At 62.0% G+C, this 23,367-nt stretch carries 19 protein-coding genes; 10 read left to right on the forward strand and 9 right to left on the reverse strand.

Features of this window, described 5'->3' with window-relative positions:
- Positions 1–53: 53 nt before the first annotated feature.
- The gene (locus ACPJXG_RS01350) at positions 54–563 is read left to right on the forward strand and encodes a DUF1993 domain-containing protein (RefSeq protein ID WP_100874760.1); all 510 of its coding nucleotides are present in this window, start codon (positions 54–56) and stop codon (positions 561–563) included.
- Here ACPJXG_RS01350 and ACPJXG_RS01355 read toward each other — a convergent pair.
- On the reverse strand, positions 560–1,126 hold the full coding sequence (locus ACPJXG_RS01355; RefSeq protein ID WP_425253156.1) for a hypothetical protein: 567 nt from the start codon (positions 1,124–1,126) through the stop codon (positions 560–562). The two genes, ACPJXG_RS01350 and ACPJXG_RS01355, sit on opposite strands and share 4 nt — an antisense overlap.
- A gap of 160 nt (positions 1,127–1,286) precedes the next feature.
- On the opposite strand from ACPJXG_RS01355, the gene ACPJXG_RS01360 reads away from it, so the two are divergent.
- The 6 genes from ACPJXG_RS01360 to ACPJXG_RS01385 all read left to right on the forward strand — a co-directional run bounded on the left by ACPJXG_RS01360 (position 1,287) and on the right by ACPJXG_RS01385 (position 10,313).
- A complete protein-coding gene (locus ACPJXG_RS01360) occupies positions 1,287–2,399 on the forward strand; it encodes an NADH:flavin oxidoreductase/NADH oxidase (RefSeq protein ID WP_425253157.1) in 1,113 nt (370 codons plus the stop codon).
- Positions 2,400–2,550: 151 nt separating this feature from the next.
- Positions 2,551–4,134 carry an ABC-F family ATP-binding cassette domain-containing protein gene (locus ACPJXG_RS01365; RefSeq protein ID WP_425253158.1) on the forward strand — a complete coding sequence of 528 codons (1,584 nt, stop codon included), beginning with the start codon at positions 2,551–2,553 and terminating at the stop codon, positions 4,132–4,134.
- Between the two features lie 254 nt (positions 4,135–4,388).
- Positions 4,389–4,847 (forward strand): RidA family protein, encoded by a 459-nt coding sequence (locus tag ACPJXG_RS01370; protein WP_034778908.1) that lies wholly within the window; start codon positions 4,389–4,391, stop codon positions 4,845–4,847.
- A gap of 130 nt (positions 4,848–4,977) precedes the next feature.
- On the forward strand, positions 4,978–6,408 hold the full coding sequence (locus ACPJXG_RS01375) for an amino acid permease (RefSeq protein WP_402719656.1): 1,431 nt from the start codon (positions 4,978–4,980) through the stop codon (positions 6,406–6,408).
- Positions 6,409–6,820: 412 nt separating this feature from the next.
- The gene (locus tag ACPJXG_RS01380; protein WP_425253159.1) at positions 6,821–8,293 is read left to right on the forward strand and encodes an amino acid permease; all 1,473 of its coding nucleotides are present in this window, start codon (positions 6,821–6,823) and stop codon (positions 8,291–8,293) included.
- 67 nt (positions 8,294–8,360) lie between these two features.
- Positions 8,361–10,313: an alpha/beta fold hydrolase gene (locus tag ACPJXG_RS01385; protein ID WP_425253160.1), complete on the forward strand. Its 1,953-nt coding sequence runs from the start codon at positions 8,361–8,363 to the stop codon at positions 10,311–10,313.
- A gap of 11 nt (positions 10,314–10,324) precedes the next feature.
- On the opposite strand, the gene ACPJXG_RS01390 is transcribed toward ACPJXG_RS01385, so the two are convergent.
- On the reverse strand, positions 10,325–12,475 hold the full coding sequence (locus tag ACPJXG_RS01390; protein ID WP_425253161.1) for an FUSC family membrane protein: 2,151 nt from the start codon (positions 12,473–12,475) through the stop codon (positions 10,325–10,327).
- Positions 12,476–12,565: 90 nt separating this feature from the next.
- Entirely contained in the window at positions 12,566–14,254 is a 1,689-nt protein-coding gene (locus ACPJXG_RS01395; protein ID WP_425253162.1) for a M14 family zinc carboxypeptidase, read from the reverse strand.
- A gap of 149 nt (positions 14,255–14,403) precedes the next feature.
- Between ACPJXG_RS01395 and ACPJXG_RS01400 the strand changes: the two genes are divergently transcribed.
- Complete coding sequence (locus tag ACPJXG_RS01400; RefSeq protein ID WP_425253163.1) at positions 14,404–14,976, forward strand: hypothetical protein; 573 nt, start codon at positions 14,404–14,406, stop codon at positions 14,974–14,976.
- A gap of 68 nt (positions 14,977–15,044) precedes the next feature.
- On the opposite strand, the gene ACPJXG_RS01405 is transcribed toward ACPJXG_RS01400, so the two are convergent.
- The 6 genes from ACPJXG_RS01405 to purB form a co-directional block, all read right to left on the reverse strand.
- Entirely contained in the window at positions 15,045–17,198 is a 2,154-nt protein-coding gene (locus ACPJXG_RS01405; RefSeq protein ID WP_035822796.1) for a S46 family peptidase, read from the reverse strand.
- A gap of 306 nt (positions 17,199–17,504) precedes the next feature.
- Positions 17,505–17,774: a GlsB/YeaQ/YmgE family stress response membrane protein gene (locus tag ACPJXG_RS01410; protein ID WP_034778894.1), complete on the reverse strand. Its 270-nt coding sequence runs from the start codon at positions 17,772–17,774 to the stop codon at positions 17,505–17,507.
- Positions 17,775–17,947: 173 nt separating this feature from the next.
- Positions 17,948–18,523 (reverse strand): YceI family protein, encoded by a 576-nt coding sequence (locus ACPJXG_RS01415; RefSeq protein WP_402719651.1) that lies wholly within the window; start codon positions 18,521–18,523, stop codon positions 17,948–17,950.
- Positions 18,524–18,559: 36 nt separating this feature from the next.
- Complete coding sequence (locus ACPJXG_RS01420; RefSeq protein WP_425253164.1) at positions 18,560–19,114, reverse strand: YceI family protein; 555 nt, start codon at positions 19,112–19,114, stop codon at positions 18,560–18,562.
- 46 nt (positions 19,115–19,160) lie between these two features.
- Positions 19,161–19,685 (reverse strand): cytochrome b, encoded by a 525-nt coding sequence (locus tag ACPJXG_RS01425; RefSeq protein WP_035822789.1) that lies wholly within the window; start codon positions 19,683–19,685, stop codon positions 19,161–19,163.
- A gap of 185 nt (positions 19,686–19,870) precedes the next feature.
- Entirely contained in the window at positions 19,871–21,250 is a 1,380-nt protein-coding gene (purB, locus tag ACPJXG_RS01430; protein ID WP_425253165.1) for an adenylosuccinate lyase, read from the reverse strand.
- 277 nt (positions 21,251–21,527) lie between these two features.
- On the opposite strand from purB, the gene ACPJXG_RS01435 reads away from it, so the two are divergent.
- Positions 21,528–22,142, forward strand: coding sequence for a glutathione S-transferase N-terminal domain-containing protein (locus ACPJXG_RS01435; protein WP_099403975.1), 615 nt, complete (start codon positions 21,528–21,530; stop codon positions 22,140–22,142).
- Positions 22,143–22,149: 7 nt separating this feature from the next.
- Entirely contained in the window at positions 22,150–23,178 is a 1,029-nt protein-coding gene (locus ACPJXG_RS01440; RefSeq protein ID WP_425253166.1) for a LacI family DNA-binding transcriptional regulator, read from the forward strand.
- Positions 23,179–23,367 lie beyond the last annotated feature (189 nt).

Genomic DNA, 23,367 nt, shown 5'->3' on the forward strand with positions numbered 1-23,367 from the left:
CGCAGGCGGCGCCTCGGGTACACTGATTCATCGTTCACTATCAGGAGTCCGCCATGTCCGTGTCCATGTATCAGGCAACCATTCCCGTCTTCATCCGCGGCTTGCGGGTCGTCTCGGCCCTGCTGGAAAAAGCGCAAGCCCATGTGGAGGAAGATGGCATCGTGCCCGAGATTTTACTGGGCGCGCAGCTGGCGCCCGACATGCTGGACTTGACGGCGCAGGTACAGCGCGCCAGCGATACGTCGAAGATGTCGGTCGAACGCCTGAGCGGCGTGCCGGCGCCGAAGTTCGAGGATAACGAAGCGTCGTTCGAGCAGTTGCAGGAACGCATCGCCAACACCATCGCCTACATCGACAGCGTGAATGCGGGCCAGATGGCGGGCAGCGCGCAGAAGGAAGTCGTGCTGAACTGGACTGACGAGGGGACAACATTCTCGGGCGACGATTACCTGCTCAGCTTTGCCTTGCCGAACTTCTATTTCCACGTCTCCATGGTCCACGCCATCCTGAGAAACAATGGCGTGGCCGTGGGCAAGCTCGACTATCTGGGACCGTACGATTAACGTTGTGGCTGTTGCACCTGGTTCTGCACCGCATTGCCCAGCATGCCGCCGCCGATCACGCCGGCCACCGTTGCCAGCGCCTTGCCGCGGCCGCCACCGACCTGATTGCCGATCAAGCCGCCGATGACGGCGCCCGTGCCGATGCCCACGTAGTTCGGTTGTGCCGGTGCCGGCGCAGGCACTGGCTGCTGGCGCACGGGTTCGCGGTAGGCCGTGTCGCGGTAGCCGTCGTTGTTGTCATTGTAGGCAGGACGCGCTTGCGCCACTTGCGTGTGGTGCACGACGCGCTTGTGCACGACGGGCGCCGGAGCTGGTGCCGGGGCGGCTTGTGCGACGACAGGCGCGGCTACCGGTGCAGCGGCGGGAGCCGCCAGGGCGGCGGCGCTGGCTGGCGTCATGGCGGCCACGTCGGCAGGGATGGCTGGCGTGGCCGGCACATTCGCCCGCGAATTGGGCAGGATGCCGGCGATGGACGCCGCTCCGACCAGGCACAGGACCGTCACGGAAATGGCGGCGCCGGCCATCAAGGGGTGGATGCGGCTGGCGGTAGTCGTCGTGTTCATGTGTTCTCCTGGGGTGGTGCTACGGGTGTTATTGATGTGTCCAGATTAGCGGCCGCGCCGGCCCAAGGCTAGCCCTTGCGCTGTATCAAACGTAAGCAGGTGTAAGCCGCGCTTTGCAAAGCACAGTAGAATCGGTGCTTCCCTTTTTCCGGAGTCCGCCATGAGCCAGCTATTCACGCCATATGCCCTGGGACCGCTGCACGTGGCCAACCGCATCGCCATCGCGCCCATGTGCCAGTACTCGGCCGACAACGGCAACGCCACCGACTGGCATATGATCCACCTGGGTCACCTGGCCCTGTCCGGCGCGGGCTTGCTGATGACGGAGGCGACGGCCGTCTCGCCCGAGGGACGCATCTCGGCCGAGGACCTGGGCCTGTGGTCGGATGCGAACCAGACGGCGCTGGCCAAGGTGGTGCAGGCGATCCGACGCCATTCTCCGATTCCGCTGGTGGTGCAACTGGGCCACGCGGGACGCAAGGCGTCGAGCCGCGCGCCATGGCAGGGCGGTGCCTGCGTGCACCTGGCCGATGGCGGCTGGCAAACGGTGGCGCCGTCCGCCATCGCTCATGCGCCCGGTGAAACCGTGCCGATCGCCCTCGATGAAATGGGTTTGCTGCAGATCAAGGGCGCCTTTGTCGCGGCCGCGCAGCGCGTGCATGCGCTCGGCATCGAGGGCATCGAACTGCACGCGGCGCACGGTTATCTGCTGCACCAGTTTTTGTCGCCGCTATCCAACCAGCGCACGGATGCGTATGGCGGCAGCCTGGAAAACCGCATGCGCTTTCCGCTGGAAGTGGTTGAAGCCGTGCGCGCCGCCGTGCCGGCCACGGTGGCCGTGGGCGTGCGCATTTCCGCCACCGACTGGGTCGAAGGTGGCTGGGAAATCGAGCAAAGCGTGCGTTTCGCGCAGGAACTCAAGCAGCTGGGCGCCGACTTCATCCACGTTTCCAGTGGCGGAATTTCTCCGCAGCAGCAAATCCCTGTGGGCCCAGGCTACCAGGTGGCGTTTGCCGAACGCATCAAGCGCGACAGCGGCTTACCCACGATTAGCGTGGGCCTGATCACGGAAGCGCAGCAGGCGCAAGACATCATCGCCCATGGACAGTCCGACATGGTGGCGCTGGCGCGCGCCATCCTGTTCGACCCGCGCTGGCCCTGGCATGCGGCGGCCCAGCTTGGCGCGCAAGTGCAGGCGCCGCCGCAGTACTGGCGCTCGCAGCCGCGCAAATTCAAGAACCTGTTCGGCGACACGACCCTGGGGCAGCGTTAAGGCTTACTCTGCTACACTGACGCTTCTTTCCCCATTTCTCCAGGACGCTTCGACATGCGCCATTGATACTGCCGTGCTGTGCACGGCCTCGCCCATCCCGCCACAGCGCCTTGCGCTGCGCGGGTTCGCCAGCCTTGCTCAAGGAGTATCCATGCCCGCATTCCTGCAACTCGACCGTCTTTCCTTTGTGCTGCCCGATGGCCGGGTATTATTTTCCGATTTGCAATTTAGCTTTGCCCCGCAACGTATCGCTCTCGTCGGCGATAACGGCGTGGGCAAGAGCGTGCTGGCGCGCCTGCTGGCGGGCCAGGCGCAGCCGTCCTCTGGCGCCGTGCGCTGTGACGGCAGCGTGCATTATGTGGCGCAGGAACTCGATCCGCAGCGCTATCCCACCGTGGCGGCCCTTGCTGGCGTGAGTAACTTGCTGGCGGCGCTGGCGCGCATCGCCGAAGGCAGCATCGATGAAGCCGATTACGCGCTCGTGGGAGATCGCTGGGATGCCCAGGCCCGTTTGCGCCAGGCGCTCGATGCGCTCGATTTGCGCCATGTCAATGCCGCTACGCCCACGGCCAGCCTGAGCGGCGGCGAGCGCCAGCGCATCGCCCTGCAAGGGGCCTGGCTGTCGCAGGCGGACTGGCTGGTGCTCGATGAACCGAGCAATCATCTCGACGTGCAGCAGCGCGCCCGCCTGGTGGCGCAGATGGCGCGCTGGCCGGGCGGCTTGCTGCTGGTCAGCCATGACCGCGGCTTGCTGGAGCACGTCGATGACATCGCCGAGCTGTCGCCGCAGGGCTTGCGCAGCTATGGCGGCAATTACGCCATGTATGCGCAGCAGCGCGCGCTGGAGCAGGCCGGTTTTGCGGCGGCCCTGCAGGCGGAAAAGGCCAGCGCCAGACGCGAACAGCGCGAAGCGCAGCAGCAGGCCGAACGCCAGCAGAAGCGGGTAGTGCGTGGCGAGCGCGAGGGGCGCGAAGGCAATCAAAGCAAGCTGCTGCTCGACGCGCGCAAGGAGAAAAGCCAGGATAGCCAGGGCAAGCTGCGCCTGCGCGCGCAAGAGGCGCAGCAGGCGCGCCAGCAAAGGGTGATGGATGCCAGCGCCCGCTGCGCGCCCGAGGCCGAACGTCTGCTGCTGGCGCCCGACAGTGCCGTGCCGAACGGCAAGCTGATCCTGGAGCTGCGCGATCTGGTCTTGCCCTATGGCCAGGTGCAGCCTGTGAGTCTGGTCATCAGTGGGCCGCGCCGCCTGGCTGTGACGGGAAATAACGGCAGTGGCAAGTCGACCCTGTTGCGCGTGATCGCCGGCCAGCTGGCGCCCGCCAGCGGCGAGCTACTGTGCCATGCGCGGATGGCGTGGCTGGACCAGCATGCCGGACTGCAAGACGGCGAGTGGAGCGCCGTGCAGCGCTTGCAGGCACGCAACAGCCTGCTGCCGGAAGGCGAGCTGCGCACGCGGCTGGCGCTGCTGGGCATTGCCGGCGCGCGCGCCACCATGCCCAGCCGTTTGCTCAGCGGCGGCGAGCGCATGAAGGTGGCGCTGGCGGCCGAACTGTATGCGCAGGCGCCGCCGCAACTGCTGCTGTTAGACGAACCCGACAATCATCTGGACCTGGCCAGCCTGCAGGCGCTGGAGCAGATGCTGCTGCAATATCGGGGCGCGCTACTTGTGGTTTCGCACGACCAGGCATTTCTGAAGGCGATAAACCTTGACCCCGAGGGCTTGACATTGCACAAGTGACAATTTAATGAAAAAAGTCACGCTCGATGCCTGTAGAGCATGCTTCATGAACCGATGCTGAATTTTGTTTGATTGTCGGTATAATCCACTGAATAACCGGGCCTATTTGTGAACTAAAACTGCTGGTTCACCAATATGATGACGTTTAATCTGGCACTGTTGTCGGTCACTACCGCGCTGCCAGGGCGTCATCCTCCGTGCCCTGCCGTGCATGAATTTTGGTTTCGCTTATATTGTTTTCTTGGAGAAATAGCATGTCGTTTTACGAAAAACTCAAAGCCCTCAACATCGAACTGCCAGTCGTTGCCGCGCCAGCTGCCGCCTACGTGATGCATGCCCGCACGGGCAACACCGTCTTCCTGTCCGGCCACCTGGCCAAGAAGGATGGCAAGGTCTGGGTTGGCCAGCTGGGCAAGGACGTCACCACGGAAGAAGGCAAGATCGCCGCGCGCGGCATTGCCATCGAGCTGATCGCCACCCTGCAAGATGCGTGCGGCGGCGACTTGAACAAGGTCAAGCGCATCGTCAAGGTCATGAGCCTGGTCAATTCCACCTCCGCATTCACGGAACAGCACCTGGTGACCAATGGCGCCTCGGAACTGTTCGTCGAAGTCTTCGGCGACAGCGGCAAGCACGCCCGCTCCGCCTTCGGCGTGGCGCAAATCCCGCTGGGCGCTTGCGTCGAGATCGAGCTGATCGCCGAACTGGCCTGACGCGGTAGCCTGACCACATGAGTATGCCGGCGCTCAGCCGCCGGCCAGCCTTTTCTTCCTTTCCAGCAAGAGCGGAACCGCCATTGGGGTGGAGGGATCGGTGTATTCAAGAAAAAAACGGAGACACGTAATGAAAACGAGTGAACAAGGCTTGCACCGCGGCCTGGGTGAGCGGCAGATCCGCCTGATGGCGCTGGGCGCCGCGATTGGCGTGGGCCTGTTTTTGGGTTCCGGCAACGCGATCAAGATGGCCGGTCCCGGCATCATGCTGTCGTACATCATCGGTGGCGCGGTCATCTTCATGATCATGCGCGCACTGGGCGAAATGGCCGTGCACAACCCGGTCGCCGGCTCTTTCAGCCGCTACGCCCAGGATTACCTGGGCCCCCTGCAAGGCTATCTGACGGGCTGGAACTACTGGTTCCTGTGGCTGGTCACATGCGTGGCGGAAATTACCGCCGTCGCCATCTACATGGGCATCTGGTTCCCCGACACGCCGCGCTGGATCTGGGCCCTGGCGGCCCTCGGTTCCATGGGGGCCATCAACCTGCTGGCCGTGAAAGCCTACGGCGAGTTCGAATTCTGGTTCGCCCTGATCAAGGTGGTCACCATCATCCTGATGATCATTGGCGGCACGGGCATGATCGTCTTCGGTCTCGGCAACGACGGCGTGGCCATCGGCATCTCGAACCTGTGGACGCATGGCGGCTTCTTCCCGAATGGCGCGCAGGGCGTGCTGATGTCGCTGCAGATGGTGATGTTTGCCTACCTGGGCGTGGAAATGATTGGCCTGACGGCTGGTGAAGCGGCGAACCCGAAGAAATCGATTCCCGACGCCATCAATTCCGTGTTCTGGCGCATCCTGATTTTCTATGTCGGCGCACTGTTCGTCATCCTGTCGATCTACCCATGGAATGAAATCGGCACCACCGGCAGCCCCTTCGTCATGACGTTCGAACGCCTGGGCATCAAGACGGCCGCCGGCATCATCAACTTCGTCGTTCTGACGGCGGCCCTGTCGTCGTGTAATGGCGGCATCTTCAGCACGGGCCGCATGCTGTACAACCTGGCGCTGCAAGGCCAGGCGCCGAAAGCGTTCGCGGAAACCACGGCCGCCGGCGTGCCGCGCCGCGCCATCCTCGTGTCCGTCTTCGCGCTGCTGCTGGGCGTGCTGCTGAACTACCTGGTGCCGGAAAAAGTGTTTATCTGGGTCACCTCGATCTCCACCTTCGGCGCCGTCTGGACCTGGGGCGTGATCCTCGTCACGCAGATTCAGTTCCGCAAGACCTTGACGCCGCTGGAAATCAAGAACCTGGCCTTCCGCATGCCGTTCGCGCCGTATGGTTCCTGGATTTCGCTGGCCTTCCTGGCGCTGGTGATCGGCCTGATGGCGTATTTCCCCGATACGCGCATCGCCCTGATGGTGGGACCGGCCTGGCTGATCCTGCTGACGGTGCTGTACTACGCGCTGGGCCTGGCGCCGAAAGCGCGCCGCGACGACGTGCCGCAAGGCTACGAAGCGGGCTGGCCGCCGGCCGATGCGCCACACGGCAAGAAGTAATTCAGCTGAACTGAGCTGAGCCAGAAGCGCGCCCCTGCCCCTGCAGCGGCGCGCTTTTTCTTTCATGGAAGCAATTTTTTCTTCAGCAGCACTCTTGCGGGTTTAGCGGCGCACGCCAGTCGTTGTTTCCTTACATCAAAGTTCTGTTTAGCTGAGCCGATGAAAGCCCTATAATCGCTTAGTTTTGAGAATGGACGCGATCTTTCCGGTTTTTTGCCAGGTAGGGCCGGAGCGCTATTTGTTTTTACCCGTCATGTTCCGAACAACACCTGACAAAACCGTAGCGAGCGGATGTGAGTCGTGGCTAAGAAGCGCAGCTGTGCGAATGCACAGTGAGCATCGCAGGCCGCGAATCGCGACGCGCAGTAGGTTTTTGCAGGTGTTTAAGTGCATGCCTCATAAAGGAATGTCAGTGAGCCAAACCCTGGTCCAGAAAATTTGCCGCACCAAGCCGATCGATACCACGGTCGAATATGGTGAAGGCCTCAGCAGCAGTGGCTTGAGCCGGTCCATCGGCCTGTTTTCCCTCACCATGATCGGCGTCGGCGCCACCATCGGCACGGGCATTTTCTTTACCATGGTCGAAGCCGTCCCCAAGGCGGGCCCTTCAGTCGTCCTGTCTTTCCTGATCGCCGCCATCACGGCCGGCTTGACGGCCTTGTGCTATGCGGAATTGTCGTTCCGCATACCCGCTTCCGGCTCCTCGTATTCGTTTGCCTACGCCACCGTGGGCGAGTTTCTTGCCTTCATCATGGCCGCCTGTCTGCTGCTCGAATACGGCTTGGCGGGCAGTGCCGTGGCCATCGGCTGGTCGTCCTACTTGAACAATTTCCTGGAAAACGCGTTCGGCTGGCACATCCCGGAGATGCTGCGCACGCCGATGATCGTTTCTGGCCCGCATGGCATGGAGTTTCATGCCGGCCACATCAACTTGCCGCCGATCTTTTTGATCTGCATGTGCGGCTTCTTGCTGTTGCGTGGCGCCAAGGAATCGGCCCTGATGAACGCCATCATGGTCATCATCAAGCTGGCGATCCTCGTGTTTTTCATCGTCATCGCGTTTTCCGGTTTTAACGCCGACAATTTCTTCCCCTTCTTCAATACCGACAATAGCAAGGGCTTTGCCGGCATGACGGGCGTCACGGCCGCGGCCGGCACCGTCTTCTTCTCTTTCATCGGCCTCGATACGGTGGCGACGGCGGGCGATGAAGTGAAAAATCCCACGCGCAATGTGCCGCGCGGCATCCTCGGCGCCTTGCTCATCGTCACCGTGTTTTATTTGCTGGTGGCCGTGGCCGCCCTCGGCGCGCAACAGGCGAAATTGTTCGAAGGCCAGGAAGCGGGCCTGGCGGTGATCCTGCAAAACGTCACGGGCAAGACCTGGCCCGCGCTGGTGCTGTCGGCCGGCGCCGTCATTTCCGTCTTCAGCGTGACCCTGGTGACGATCTACGGCCAGACGCGCATCCTGTTTGCCGTCAGCCGTGATGGTTTGATCCCGAAATCGTTCCAGAAAATCCACCCGCGCACTCTGGTGCCGGTCAGCAATACCATCATCGTCTGCCTCGTCGTGGCCGTGGTGGCCGGTTCCGTCGATGCGACTTACCTGTGGGACATGGTCAGCATCGGTACCCTGACGGCCTTCATGGTCGTCTCGATCGCCGTGCCCGTGTTGCGCCACAAGCAGGGCGCGAACCGCATCGAAGGCTTCAGCGTGCCGTTTGGGCCATACGTGATTCCGGGCCTGAGCATCCTGGCTTGCCTGTACATCATGCGCGATTTGCCGCATACGACGTTTGTCGTGTTCAGTGTGTGGATGGCGGTGACGGTGGCCATTTACTTCCTGTACAGCATGCGGCATTCGCATCTGGGCAAGAAGGCCCATTAATGCAGTCTGTTCCATCCGAAACCGCCGCGCTTGCCGGCGGTTTTTTTTATTTCTAACCGGAATTTACATGATGAAAATAACTGATCTGGCCGCCTGCGGCTTGCTGGCAAGCAGCCTTCTGGGCACCCTGGCGCAGGCCGCCCCTGCAAGCGAGCCGGCCTTGCGCGATTACCGCGCCGTCGCCCTGTCGGCCAATGGCCAGCGCATCGCCGCCATCGAGTCGAGCAGGGTGGAACAGCCACAGCCGCAGCGCCCGCATGCGGTGATCGTCGTACGCGACGCCGCCAACGGCGCCATCGTGCAGCAATTCGATCCGTGTGCCGTGTGTTCCTACGACAAGCCCAGCTGGTCGCCGGATGGCAAACAGCTGGCCTTCATCGGCTATGACGCCAAGGCGGGCACGGCGCAGCTATACCTGGCCACCCTGTCGCAGGCGCCGGTGCGGATGTTGACCAGTATCAAGGGCGTGGCCAGCACGGCGCGCTGGTCGCCGGACGGCAAGCAGCTGGCTTTGCTCGCGACGGTGGGCGCGCGCAAGCTGGCCGGCGCCGTCGAGGCGGGCGCGCGCCAGGTGGGCGAAGTGGGCAGTGAAGACGATGCCCAGCGCATCGCCGTTGTGCCGGCCAGCGGCGGCGAGCCGCGTCTGCTGTCACCCGCCGACACCTATGTGTATGAATACAGCTGGACGGCCGATGGCCGCGGCTTTGTTGCCACCAGCGCGCAGGGCAATGGCGACAGCAACTGGTGGGTCGCCAAGCTCAGTCATATCGATGCGGCCACGGGCGCCCTGCGCGTGATCGCGTCGCCGGCCATGCAGCTGAACCTGCCTTCCGTTTCGCCGGACGGCAAGACAGTGGTCTTCATCGGCGGCCTGATGAGCGATTTCGGCTCCATCGGCGGCGATATCTACACGGTGCCCTTGGCCGGCGGCACGCCGCGCAATCTCACATCAGACTACCGCGGCACTTTCAATGGCGTCGTCTGGCGCGGCGCCGGCTTGCTGGCGACGGCCCTGATCGATTCGCAGCTGGCGCTGGTGCCCGTCGATGCGCAGACCGGCCCCAGCCAACCTGTGATGCTCGGTGAACTGAGCAGCAGCGGCAGCGATGGCCGCTTGTCGTTCAGCGCCGATGGCCGTCACGCCGCCGCCGCGCAGGAAGATTTTACGCACGCCAGCTACTTGGTGGCGGGCCCGGTAGGCCAGCTGAAAAAGATTACGCGCGACAATGACGGCTTTGCGCCGCAGCTGACGGTGCAGAACGTGGGCTGGAACAACGAGCAATACAAGGTGCAGGGCTGGCTGCTGGGGCCGTTGAAGACGGACGCCGGCAAGCGCTACCCGATGATCGTCAACGTGCATGGCGGCCCTGGTGCGGCCGCCTCGCCCCGCTACGTGGGAGCAAGCACCCTGATCCACGAATTGACGCAAAAGGGTTATTTCGTCTTCCTGCCCAATCCGCGCGGCAGCTTTGGCCAGGGCCAGGCATTTACGCGTGCCAACATGGCCGACTTCGGTGGCGGCGACTGGCGCGACATCCTGGCCGGCATCGATGCGGTGCAAAAAGTGGCGCCCGTCGATGGCCAGCGCCTGGGCCTGATCGGCCATTCGTATGGCGGCTTCATGACCATGTGGGGCGTCACGCACAGCGACCGCTTCAAGGCGGCCGTGGCGGGCGCGGGCGTGTCGAACTGGATCAGCTATTACGGCCAGAACGGCATCAATCAGTGGATGATCCCGTTCTTTGGCGCCTCCGCGTATGACAAGCCTGAGGTCTACCGCCGTGCTTCACCGATCGAATCGATCAAGGCGGCCAGGACGCCGACCCTGATCTACGTAGGCGAGCGCGACGTGGAAACGCCGGCCGCCCAGTCGCTGGAATTCTGGCACGGCTTGCGTGCCATGGGCGTGCCGTCCAGCCTGTTCATCTACGATGGCGAAGGCCATTCCTTCCGCAAGCCCGAGCACCAGCGCGACTTGCAGAAGCGCACTATCGGCTGGTTTGAACAATACCTGAAGTAAGCTGTGCAGGCTTAGCGCGGTGCCACAATATGCACGATCGCCGCGCTATGTATCACGATCTTGTCAGCATCCGCCTGCAACAGGCGGATACGCCGCTGCACCAGCGGCCATCCCGACCAGGCCACGTCGCTGACGGGCGGCGCGGGCAGGGTAGCCAGCGGGGCGCTGATGGCCGCCTTGTCGTCGAGCTGTTCCAGCGCGCGCGACAGGGTCAGACACACTTGCGTATGGCTGTGGCCAAGCAAGGCATTGACGGGCGCGACGGGCAGCTGGCTGGCATGGCGCCCGAGGATGGAGCGCAGCGCCGCCACGTGGGCGACCAATAAATAATTTTGCACGATGAACAGGTTGATGTCTTCCACGGCCCGCTGCTTGCTGGCCGGTTCATCGAGCATGCGCACCAGCGCCGAGCTGAGCGCGGCCAGGCTGTCCATCAATCGCTTGCGCTCGATGCGGTAGGCGAAATCGTCAAAACATTTGCCTTGCAGCAGCGCAAAGCTGGCCTGCATATAACTCACATTCACATTCAGCACCTGGCGCACGAGGCGGGGCAGGCTCTGGTATTCCCAGTTGGCCAGTACAAAGCTGAACACGGTGGCCACGGCCGCGCCGATCAGGGTGTCGATCAGGCGCTCGCTGACGAGGTTCGGGTTGCTGGGCGCCACCAAATGCATTTGCAGCAAGATCATCAGGCTGACGGCGATGGCCGTGTAGCGGTAGCGCAAATAGATGAAGGTGGGCGTGGCCACGATGGAGAGAAATAAAATGGCCATCAGCACGATATTACTGTGCACGTAGCGGATCACGATGGCCGTGACCACGCAGCCGATGATGGTGCCGATGATGCGGTCGGCGCGGCGCTGGCGCGTCATGCTGAACGTGGGGCGCAGGATGATGACGATAGTCAAGACAATCCAGTAGCTGTGCGCCGCATATGGCAGCCAGTGGCCGATCAGCAATCCCACGGAAATGGCCATCGACACGCGCAGGGCGAAGCGGAACACGGGCGAGTCCAGGCGCAAATTCGACAGCAGGGTTGTCAGCTCATATTTCTGCTGCGACAAGAAGGGCGCCATGTCCGCACCGCTCCAGAACGGCACGTCGGCATAGACTTTTTGCGTGGCCAGGTGCAGCTCGGCGATCATTTTCAGAATCGCGCGGATCTTGTTGCGCTGCGCGCGCAGGGTGGCCAGCGCTTCCTGCGCAGCGTCACCTTTTGCGTGAAGGCGGGCAATTTCCGCTTCGATGTCGGCCCATTCCTTGTCATAGATGATCTGCGCGTACGAAGCGCGCTTGCGCGTGACGGCGTAGGCGACGGCTTCGATGTCGCGCGCCGCCTTGTAGGCCAGGTCGTGCAGGGATTTCAGCACGTCGGAGTCGGCCAGGTGCTGGCGCAGCAGCGCGTAATCCGTGTGCGTGGAAAGGATCAGTTCATACAGATCGAGCATGCATACGTGCACCTGCACGACGATGGCGTCCTTGCTGTTCTTGTGGCTGCGCAGAATCAGGTCGCGCGACGCTTGCTGGCGGTCGGCCAAAATGCTTTGGTGGCGCACCAGCTTGTTGAACTGTTCCGTCAGATTAAAACGCGTGTCGTAGAAGTCGGCCTTGATGTCGATGTAGGCGGCCAGTTCGAACAGGGCTTCGGCCAGCACTTGCTGTTTGATGCGGTGGCGCAAGACCCAGGCAATGGCCATGGCGTAGGCCAGATAGATCAAGCCGCCCAGCATGAACAGGCCCGCATGGTGGAACGATTGCTGCCACGTCATCTGATGCTCCATCGACATGGTCATGATGAACAGGGCGGCCAGCTGCAAGGGCATGGATTTCTTGCCGTACACCACCATCATGCTGGCGAGGAAACTCACGAGGACAAGTACCGTCATCAACAGCCACTGCACGGGGCCGCACAGGCTGATCAATAAGGTCACGGCGCTGCACAGCAGCACGGAAGCGAGCATTTCATTGAACTTGTGGCGCAGCGGGCTGGGCATGTCCATCAGGGTGGTGCACAGGGCGCCGATGCATACCGTCATGGCGGTGGCGCTGTCGCTGATTTCCTGGGTCAGCAAGGCCAGGCCGACCAGGCCGATGGCCACGCGCAAGCCCAGGTAAAAATAATGGCTGTAAATAAAGGTGCGCAGGTTCAGTGCGTAGTGCATGGGATTACCTTGTGGGCAGGGCACAGAAAGAGGCGCCGCACCGGGGTCTCCGATGCGGCGCCAGGATGTTGCAGTCGCTACAGCCCGGAGTTACATCAGGGCGATCACCGGATAGCGCCGCCATTCCGGCTCGGCAAAGCGCTGGCAGTGTGCAAAAATGAAGTCGAGCACGGCTTCCTGATTGCTCAGCAAGGCCGGGTTGGCTGCTTTCCACTCGGCAAACTTGGCGGCCAGCGCCGGCTCGTCGCGCAGCAATTCGGAGGCCATGTCTTCGAACACGTAATCGGAAAACGCTTCTTTCTTTTCCAGCACGCTGTTGAAGAAACCCCAGCGGAAGAAGCTGTCGTGCGCCTGCGGTTCCAGGGTTTCCACGGCGTAGCGGGCGTTGTCCTGCTCCAGGGACACTACATAGTCGCCGGCCTGCACGGTGAACTGGCCCGTGCGCGCTTCGAGTTCCACCGTGTCGTGGAACATGTGGCCTTCGTAGGCCGTGGCGCGCGTGCCGACGGATGCGATGTGGTAGTAGCGTGCCGTTAGCGTCTGTTCGGTGGTGATGCGGCTCATTTCGACGCCGTTCCAGCGCAGGCGTTCGATGACTTCGCGCCACGCCTGCGGCACGATATAGGCTTTCGGGGCAGCCACGGTGACGTCCGCATCGAAGCGGTTGTAATAGGTGATATCGCGTTCCCACGGCTGCGAGCGGTCGTATGACAGGCGCTGGTAATCGCCGAGGATACTTGGCGTGTATTGCGCCGCATAGCCCTTGAAGGGGAAGGTCGACGGTTGTTCTTCGTTCATGCTCCAGTGGATGGGCCACTGGGCTTGCGTGCGTCCCGCCGCCTTGGCTTGCGCGCGCAGTTGCTTGATCTGTTCGCCGTGTTTGACCGTGAACGCCATGGTGATGTCGAGCAGGGCGCGCATGGAGGCGTAGCGGTCGGCAAACGGTTTCAGCATGTGCGTTTCCGGCATGAAACCGATGACGTGGTGCAAGGCCGCAAAGCCGGTCGAGAAACGTGGCACTTCAAGGAATTCGGCGATGCCGTGGTCGGGACTGTCCTTGACGGGGTTCACGTACGGGCAGGTGGGCCAGCCGGCGCTTTCCATCTGCGCAAAGATGTGCGGCAGCATGGTGTTTTGCAGGAAGGGGCCCAGGCCGTTGCCCAGCTTATCCGTCTGCGTGTGGATCAGGGTCATCGTGTACGGGTAGTCGGCGCCGTTCGACGTGTGCGTGTCGACCATCACATCCGGGTCCCAGCTGGCCAGCAGGCGGTTGAACACTTGCGCGTTCAGGCTGTCGCACTTGATGAAGTCGCGGTTCAAGTCCAGGTGGCGGCTATTGCCGCGGAAACCGAATTGCTCCGGGCCATCCTGGTTCACGCGCGACGTATTGGCGCGGTTCAGGCTGCCATCGACGTTGTAGATCGGAATGAACAGCAGCACGGTGCTGCCCAGCGCTGCCAGGCGTTCCGGCTGCGTACACAGGTCGCGCACGATGGCCATGCAGGCGTCGATGCCTTCCGGTTCGCCCGGGTGGATGCCGTTGTTGTTGAAGAACACGGTGCGGCCTGCACGCTTGATTTGCTCGCGGTCGAACACGCCGTCCGCGCTGACGACGCCAGCGTGGATGGGCACGCCCGAGTCGGACAGGCCGATCTGTTCGAAATGCAGCACTTGCGGGTAGCGTGCGGCGAGATCCTTGTAGAAGGTGATGCATTCCAGCCAGGTCGTGGTCTGGTTGTGGTTACCGAGTTCGTAGGTCGTGCGCAAGTCTGGTGGCATAGCGGTCTGAGTCTGGGAGGGGGAAGGCGCGCTGGGTAAGTACGCCCGCTAGGCGCCAATTGTAGCACCGGCGCTGCCGCCTTGAGGCGCCGCAGGGGCTAGTCGCCGTACTTGTGTTATGAATACGTTTCACGCGCAAGGGAGGTGGCATGGTGAAGATGGCGATGGCGATGGCGGTGCTGGTGTGGTGGGCTTGCCTGGCGGCACAGGCGGCGCCCTTGCGCTTGCCGGCGGGCAAGGGACCTGTGGCGCAGGGCGGGTCCGTCACGGCTAGCGCGCAGGGTGCGCTGATACGCTACCGGGGCTGGCTGCTGGCCGTCGATGGGGCAGTCTCGGAAGAACGGCCCGACGTCGTGCTGACGTCGGCGGTGGCGGGCCACGCGCCGCAACTGCAGACCGGGTCCACGCAGCACAGCTTGCCCCTGTGGTCAGCCTTCGAGCTCGTCAAGGGAAGCGCGCGCCTGCGCATCACGGCGCTGCCGGGACCTGAGGCTCCCGCGCTGCTGCTCGATTTTGGCGAGGCCGATTATCGCATCGTGATTCCCGCCGCTACCATCGCGCGGCAAGCGTATCCGCTGCTGGCGCAGCGCTTTCCCGGCGCCGACCTGGCCTTGCTGCTGCAGGACGGACGCAGGGTGATGTTGCCGCTGGGAAGTGGCCGGGCGCAAGTGTTTGGCGAGGAGCAAGCCGTGCCTTACCGCTTCACCAAGGTAAAACGCTAGGCGAAAAAAAGCCACTCCCGCAGGAGTGGCTCAGCTTAAAGCGCCCGTTGCCGGGTTATTGCTTCTTGTTATTCAGCGCCCATTTCTTTCAGCAGGTTGTCTGCGTGGTCGATGTGTTTCATGTTCCACAGCATGTAGCGCAGGTCGACCTGGATCGAACGGGTGTTGGCCTTGTTGTAGTCCCAATCGGAAATGATCGAGTCCAGCGTACCGTCGAAGGCCAGGCCGATGAATTCGCCTTTGGCGTTCAGGGCAGCCGAACCGGAGTTGCCGCCGGTGATGTCCAGGGTGGCCAGGTAGTCGACCGGCACGGTTTTCAGCTTCGGATCGACGAATTTACCGAAGTCCTTGGCTTTGATCGCGGCCAGTTGGTTGGCTGGTGCATTGAACTCGCCCTGGCCCGTGGCTTTGGCGGCGACGCCATTGACGGTGGTGAAGGCGGACCAGGTGGTGCCGTCGGCGCCGTGGTCGCGGCCGGCTACTTTGCCGAACGTGACGCGCAGGGTGCTGTTGGCGTCAGGATAGACGGCTTGGCCCTTGCTCTTCATGAAGGCAATTTTGGCTTTCATGTAGTTGGCGTAGGCTTGCTGGATCTTGCCTGCCAGTTCTTCGTCTTCCGCTTCGTTTTTCAGCGAATCCGGGTACATGGCGACGGCTGCCTGGATGAAGCTGTCCTTGCTGGCCTGGAATTCGGCTGGCGTGCGTTTCAGCCATGCTGCGCGCTCGGCCTTGTCGGCCAGCTTGCTGCCGGCATACAGTTTGTCCAGGGCGGCGGACAGGTCGGCTGGCGACATGCCGTCCTTGATGCCGATGGCGGCGTCGAAGCTGGCGCGGCGCTGTGCTGCCGGTTGCGCGGCGTACTTGGTCAGGCTGTTCAGTACCAGCGCCTTGTCGACTTTTTCATCGTAGGTGCGCTCGACCGAGGTGATGCCCGCTTCCAGGCGTGGCAAGTCGCGCGTCTGGTAGCCGGACTTGCGTTCCGTATCGGACTTGGTGCCTTCGTTCGACAGGCGGTACAGGCTGCGTGCCGTGTTCAGCAGGCGTGGCTGTGCGTAGCCCAGGAAGAAATCGCGCTTGGTGTCGGCATCGCGCTCGGCGATCAGCTTTTCCACTTGCTCGATGTCGCCGGCAAATTCAGCCTTGCGTGCTGGCGTGGCGTTGACCCAGGTCTTCAGGGCTTCGTGTTCCGCCGTCTTGCGTGCCAGGAAATCGCTGCCCGCGTAGGAGTCCAGCATGCCTTGGCGGTTCTTGTAGTAATTGTTGACGCCGGCAACTTGGCCCGCGTACTTCAGGGCAACATCCTTGTTGTCCTTGGTTTCGCGCGCGATGATGGCCAGGGTTTCGCCCGACGCTTTCACGAAGGCCGGGTAGTTCCAGTCAAACGTGTACGCCACTTCCGATGGCAGGCGGTGACGGTTGGTGCGGCCAGGGTAGCCCAGGACCATCACGAAATCGCCTTCTTTCAAGCCATCCTTGGCCAGTTTCAGCACGTGTTTTGGCTGGTAAGGCACGTTGTCCTTGCTGAAGTCGGCAGCTTTGCCGTCTTTGCTGACATAGGCGCGGTAGAAACCGTAGTCGCCCGTGTGGCGCGGCCACATCCAGTTGTCGGTGTCGCCGCCGAACTTGCCCACGCCCGCTGGAGGCGCGTGCACCAGGCGCACGTCGCGGATTTCCAGTTGCTTGATCAGGTAGAACTCCAGGCCGCCGTAGTAGGCCGACACGGTGCAGCGGAAGCCGGCTTCTTTTTCGCATTCGGCGACCAGTTTCTTCTGGTTTTTCTCGATCGCGTCGATGCGTGCCTTGCCTTGCAGCTTGGCCACGTCTGCGGTGATGATCTTGTCGCTGACATTGGTCACGGCCGAGGTGACGAAGATGCGGCTGCCTGGGGAAGCCGGCAGTTCTTCAGCGAACGTCTTGGCCAGGAAACCGTTGGCCAGCAAATCGCGCTCTTTGGTCGAATTGACCGCTACGCTGTTGTAGACGCAATGGTGGTTGGTGGCAACCAGGCCTTGCGGCGAGACGAACGAGGCCGAGCAACCGCCCAGGCTGACGATGGCGCCCATCGGGAACTCGGTCAGTTTGGTCAGATTGGTCGGATCGAGTTTCAGTCCGGCCGCTTTCAGTTCCTTGGCTACTTGTGGCAGCTGTTGGGGCATCCACATGCCTTCGTCGGCGTGTGCGAAGTTGCTCAGGATGGCGAGCGCGATTAAAGATTTTTTCATTCGAGTTCTAGTCTTTTACATGAAGGGAAGTCGGAACCAACGTGTACCCAGTGTTTTTTCTCAGCGGGCGACATAGAGTATCCGTATCGAACTCGCACTAGTCAATCACATTTTCCCGACAGCATGTTTGTAGTGGCTTGTGGAAATTGCACTATTTTCGGCATTGCAGGGGCAGGAGCGGGCTGCGAACGGGCATTTTCTTGTGCCGCGGCTGTGGTATTGTCCATACAATTGTCTTGCCAGCAATAAAAATGGCCGGGCGCTTGCGCGGCCCGGCCACTTGCGGATGTGCTGCGATTGGTCTGCTCAGCGTATTTTGCCGCGGCGCAAAAGATTCACGATGCCCAGCAGGATCACGGCGCCCAGGAACGAGACCAGCAGCGAAGCCAGGCTGAAATTGTCGCTATTGATGGTTCCCGTGCCGAACAGGGGGGCCAGCAGCCAGCCGCCCAGGAAGGCGCCGACGATGCCGACGACGATATTGAGAAAGATGCCCTGTTGTGCATTGGTTTTCATGACCATGCTGGCCAGCCAGCCGATGACACCGCCAATAACGATCCAGATAATGAAATTCATGTAATCCTCCGCGCGATGGATGAGTGGTTGTGCCAGAGCGGTGCGGCCTGCACGTCATGGCAAATTGATACTGATGCCGCACGATAGAAAAGTCCAGCGGATTCGCACGGCGTATGCAAAAGCCCGCCTGGCTGCGGGCAGCGAGGCGGGCTTGTCATGCGGCAAGGTCGTGTTTAGTCGGCCTTGATGGCTTCCACCTGGATGGCCAGCTTGACTTCCGGCGAGAACGCCGGCATGCCGTAGTTCAGGCCAAAGTCGCTGCGCTTGAATTCCGCCGTGGCGTCGGCGCCGCACACTTCACGCTTGTAGCGCGGGTGCATGATGCACTTGAACTTGCTCACGTTCAGCTTGACGGGTTTGGTCACGCCCAGCAGGGTCAGTTCGCCGTCGACTTCCACCAGCTGCTCGCCGTTGAACTTCAGCGATTTGCTCTTGTAGGTGATCTGAGGGAATTTCTCGACGTTGAACATGTCCGCTTTTTTCGCGTGCGTATTCATGGCGTCCAGGCCGAAGTCGATCGAATCGGCATCGATGACGAGGTCCAGGCTGCCCGTCTTGGCGGCGCGGTCCAGGGTGACCGTACCCTTGGTCTTGTTGAACTTGCCGCGCCACACGGACATACCCATGTGATCGGCTTCAAAGCTGGGGAAGGTATGCGTCGGGTCGAGGTTGTAGGTGTCGGTAGCGGCCATGGCCGAACCCGCGCCGGCCGCTGCCAGCACGGCGATCATCAAGTGCGAAAATTTCATTGAGTTCCTAGAGTTAAACAACGAGAAATAAAACGATTATTGGGCTGCGACGTGGAATTTGATGGTGACCTCGTCGGCAACCATGCTCGTGTCTTTCCACTCGCCTTCGCCGATGTTGTAGGTCAGGCGCTTGATCGGCAGGGCGCCGTCGAACGCGTATTTGCCGCCATCGGCCTTCACCGCCAGGGGGAAGGTCACGTCGGTAGTCTTGCCTTTGATGCTCAGCTTGCCGCTGACCGTCAGCTTGCCCGCGCCGGCGGCTTTGATGCTGCTCGAGACGAAGGTGGCTTTCGGGAACTGGGCTGCGTTAAACCATTCTTTCTTGGCCACTTCCTTGTTGTATTCCGGATCGCCGATATCGATGCTGGCCGTCTCGATTTCCACCGATGCTTTTGACGCGTCCGGCGTGGCCGGGTTGTAATCGATGGCGATATTGAATTTCTTGAACTTCGCTTCCACCGGCACGTTCATTTGCTTGAACACGGCCGACACGCTGGTCTTGGCGGGATCGACTTTCAGCAAGGTGGCGGCGGTGGCGGCCACGGACAGGCCCAGCAGGGAAGCGAGGACGAGGCGTTGGGTGGTTTTCATCTTGTTTTTTTCCTGTAGTTTTTCAGTGAGCAAGGGGAAGTCGGTGTTACGGCAGCATGCGCTTGAGGACGCCATCGCGGTCGATGAACTGGTGCTTCAGCGCCGCCAGCACATGGGCGGCCACGGCGGCGGCCATCGTCATGTTCAGAACATAATGAATTTCTTTTAAGAGCGGCTTAAGTTCCGGGTTCGGCGCCATGATGACGGGCAACTGGAACAGGCCCAGGTAGACCACGGGCACGCCGGCGGCCAGGGTGTACAGGTAGCCGGAGACGGGCACGGCGAAGATCAGGATGTACAGCAGCACGTGCATGGCGTCGGCCGCCTTCTTTTGCCAGGCAACCATGCTGGCCGGGTGCGGCGGCGGCACGTTGGCCTTGCGCCACAGCAGCCGGATGGCGGCGATGGCCAGCACGGTCACACCGAGCCATTTATGCCACGAGAAATATTTGAGCTTGGTGGGCGTCAGGCCGGGAATATCGACCATGACCAGGCCCATGATGAAGGCGCTGATGATCAGCAGGGCGGTCAGCCAGTGCAGGATGATGGCGGTGGTGGTGTAGCGTTGCATCGACGGCTTTCTTGAAAGTAGTACGTGTTAGGACTAATTCGGCCTAATATACCAAAGAAAAGCAAATTGCGCTGCGTGCTGCAGATTCTACAAGAAAGATTGCCGGAAAAACCGCGGGGCGGGCAGCATTTGTGTGCTGGCCGCCCCGCAGGAGTGGGATAGCAGGATCCCCATGTGGAAACTGCTTAGATGGCTTTGGCCAATTGCGCGGCGATACCGATGTAGTTCGCTGGCGTCATGGTCAACAGCACGTCCTTGGCATCCTGCGGAATGGCCAGGCCATTGACGAAGGTTTGCAGCGCTTCTTTCGAGATGCCCTTGCCGCGCGTCAGCTCTTTGAGCTGCTCGTACGGGTTTTCGATGCCATAGCGGCGCATCACGGTTTGTACGGGCTCGGCCAGCACTTCCCAGGTCGCGTCCAGGTCTTGCGCCAGGCGCGCGTGGTTCACTTCCAGCTTGTTCAGGCCGCGCAGGCAGCTGTCATACGCCAGCAGGGTGTAGCCGAGGCCCACGCCGATGTTGCGCAGCACGGTCGAATCGGTCAGGTCGCGCTGCATGCGCGAGACGGGCAGTTTTTCCGACAGATGTTTCAGCACGGCGTTGGCCAGGCCCAGGTTGCCTTCCGAGTTTTCGAAGTCGATCGGGTTGACCTTGTGCGGCATGGTCGACGAACCGATTTCGCCCGCTTTCAGCTTTTGCTTGAAGTAGCCCAGCGACACGTAGGTCCAGATGTCGCGGTTCAGGTCCAGCAGGATCGTGTTGGCGCGCGCGAAGGCGTCGAACAGCTCGGCCATGTAGTCGTGCGGCTCGATCTGGATGGTGTACGGATTGAAGACCAGGCCCAGGCGCTGTTCGATGACCGCTTGCGAGAATGCCGGCCAGTCGAAGCCGGGATAGGCGGACAAGTGGGCGTTGTAGTTGCCGACGGCGCCATTCATCTTGCCGAGGATTTCCACCTGCTCGATGCGTTTCACGGCGCGCTGCAAGCGGGCCACGACGTTGGCAAATTCCTTGCCCAGGGTGGTCGGGCTGGCCGTCTGGCCGTGTGTGCGCGACAGCATCGGCACGTCGGCGTTGTCGTGCGCGATCTGCGTCAGCCTGGTCACCAAGCCTTGCAGGGCCGGCAGCATCACGCCATCGCGCGCGGCTTTGAGCATCATGCCGTGCGAGGTGTTGTTGATGTCTTCCGAGGTGCAGGCGAAATGGATGAATTCCGACGCCGCCACCAGTTCTGGCACGTCCGCCACTTGTTCCTTCAGCCAGTACTCGACGGCCTTGACGTCATGGTTGGTGACCGCTTCGATGGCCTTGATGCGGGCCGCGTCGGCTTCCGAGAAATCGGCCGCCATCTTGTCGAGCAGGGCGCTCGCTTCCGCCGAGAACGGCTTGATTTCAGCGAAACCAGCTTGCGACAGCGCTTGCAGCCAGGAGATTTCCACTTTCACGCGGTGGTGCATGAAACCGGCTTCGGACAGGATCGGGCGCAGCAGATCGGTCTTGCTGGCGTAGCGGCCATCGAGCGGAGACAGGGCCGACAGCGTGGAATACGGAGGTGTAGAAGTCATGAGAGCGGACGCAAGTTAAAGAAACGGTTGGCGTGTGGCGCGCGGGGAGGGCAGGGCTATTGCAATACAGCAACACTGACGGCGCCACAGTAAAGGGCGATTTTACCACCGCTGGCCGCTGGCCAGCCGTCCGTTGGCCGCCGGCGCACCGCAATTTGGCCGAATTTGGCCCCGATGCGGCGTGCCTGCCACACCCGAGCGACCGTCGGGCGCGTGCTGCCAAACACCGCTGCCGCCGATGCTATACTGCTTGCTGCTCCCTTACCTTAAAGTACCTATGAAACTGATCGGTTCCCTCGCCAGCCCGTATGTCCGCAAAGCCCGTATCGTGCTGGCGGAAAAAAAGCTCGACTATGTCTTCGAGCTGGAAAACGTGTGGGCGCCGGAAACCCGCATCGCCCAGGCCAATCCCCTCGGCAAGGTGCCCTGCCTGGTGATGGAAGATGGTAGCACGCTCATCGATTCGAAAGTCATCGTCGAATACCTCGACACGCTCACGCCCGTCTGTAAACTGCTGCCCGCCGGCGGCAATGGCCGCGAGCGGGCCGATATCAAGAACTGGGAAGCGCTGGCCGACGGCATCCTCGACGCCGGCGTGCTGGTGCGCCTGGAGCGCACGCAGCGTCCGCCCGAGCAGCAAAGCGCGGCCTGGATCGCGCGCCAGCTGGACAAAGTCACCTTGGGCCTGGCGGCTTTGGCATCGCGCCTGGGCGAGAGCGCGTATTGCGCCGGCAAGAACTACACCCTGGCCGACGTGGCCGTGGGCTGTACCCTGGGCTGGCTCAGCTTCCGCTTCCCGGAAATCGACTGGCGCGCGGATCACCCGGCGCTGGCGCGTTTGTTCGACAAACTGTCCGAGCGGCAGTCGTTCAAGGACACCGTGCCGCAGTGAGCGCACGATGACCGGCAACGATACGAAGGCACAGCAACGCCTGCAGATGGCCGATATCGCGCGTCTGGCCGGCGTGTCCACGTCGACCGTGTCGCGCGCCCTGAGCGGCAGTTCGCTGGTCAATGAAGAGACGCGCGCGCGCGTCATCGCGCTGGCCCGTTCGCTCAAGTATTCCATCAATATCGGCGCGCAAAACCTGCGCCTGAAACAGAACCGCACGGTGGGCGTGGTGGTGCCGTATGACGCGGCCACGCGCCAGCACCTGTCCGATCCTTTTTTTCTGAGCATGCTGGGCAGCTTGGCCGATGCGCTGACGGAGCAGGGTTTCGACATGCTCATTTCGCGCGTGGATGCCGAAACGCTCGATGCGGCCGCCCAGTCCTTCGACAGCGGCCGCGTGATCGGCATCATCCTGATCGGCCAGTGGCGCCACCATGAACAACTGAACCAGCTGGCCGCGCGCCAGGTGCCCATCGTCGTGTGGGGGGCGCAATTGCCGCAGCAGCTGTATTGCACCGTCGGCGGCGACAACATCGCTGGCGGCCGGCTGGCCACGGAACACTTGCTGGCGGCGGGGCGCCGGCGCATCGCCTTCTTTGGCGACGCCAAGCTGCCCGAAGTGGCGCAGCGCCACCAGGGCTATGCGCAGGCGCTGGCCGCGCAGGGACTGGCCCCCGACCCGCAACTGTACGTGGCCGGCTCCTTCCTGCCGCAGGGCGGCGCGACGGACGTGCAGGAACTGCTGGACCGCCAGCTGCCGTTCGACGCCATCTTTGCCTGCAGCGACTTGCTGGCCATGAGCGCCATCAGCGCCCTGCGCGCGCGCGGCGTGGCCGTGCCGGAACAGGTGGCCGTGGTCGGCTACGACGATATTGAACTGGCCGCGTATTTCCATCCGCCGCTGACCACCGTGCGCCAGCCGATCCGCGCCGCCGGACGCGCGCTGGTGGCCTCGCTGCTGGCGCTGGTCGACGGCGCGCCTGCGCCATCGCAGCAATTGCCAACCGAGCTGATCGTACGCGCCTCGGGCCGCTGAAGCGCGTCTTGCCTCTGATTGCAAACGATTGCAATAAATTCCAATTTATCCGTATATTTTCATGCTGCGCCGCAGCATGAAAATTGTCGTATTCGCCTCATATCCCGCATGTTTAGCTCTGTGTCACCCGTAAAATTCTCTTGAAAACAACATAAAATCCATGTTGCAGCGCTCTATTGCAATCGATTG

Origin of the sequence: Janthinobacterium sp. NFX145 (genome assembly GCF_049810325.1) — a bacterium.
In the GTDB taxonomy this organism is placed as follows: Bacteria; Pseudomonadota; Gammaproteobacteria; order Burkholderiales; family Burkholderiaceae_D; genus Janthinobacterium; species Janthinobacterium rivuli.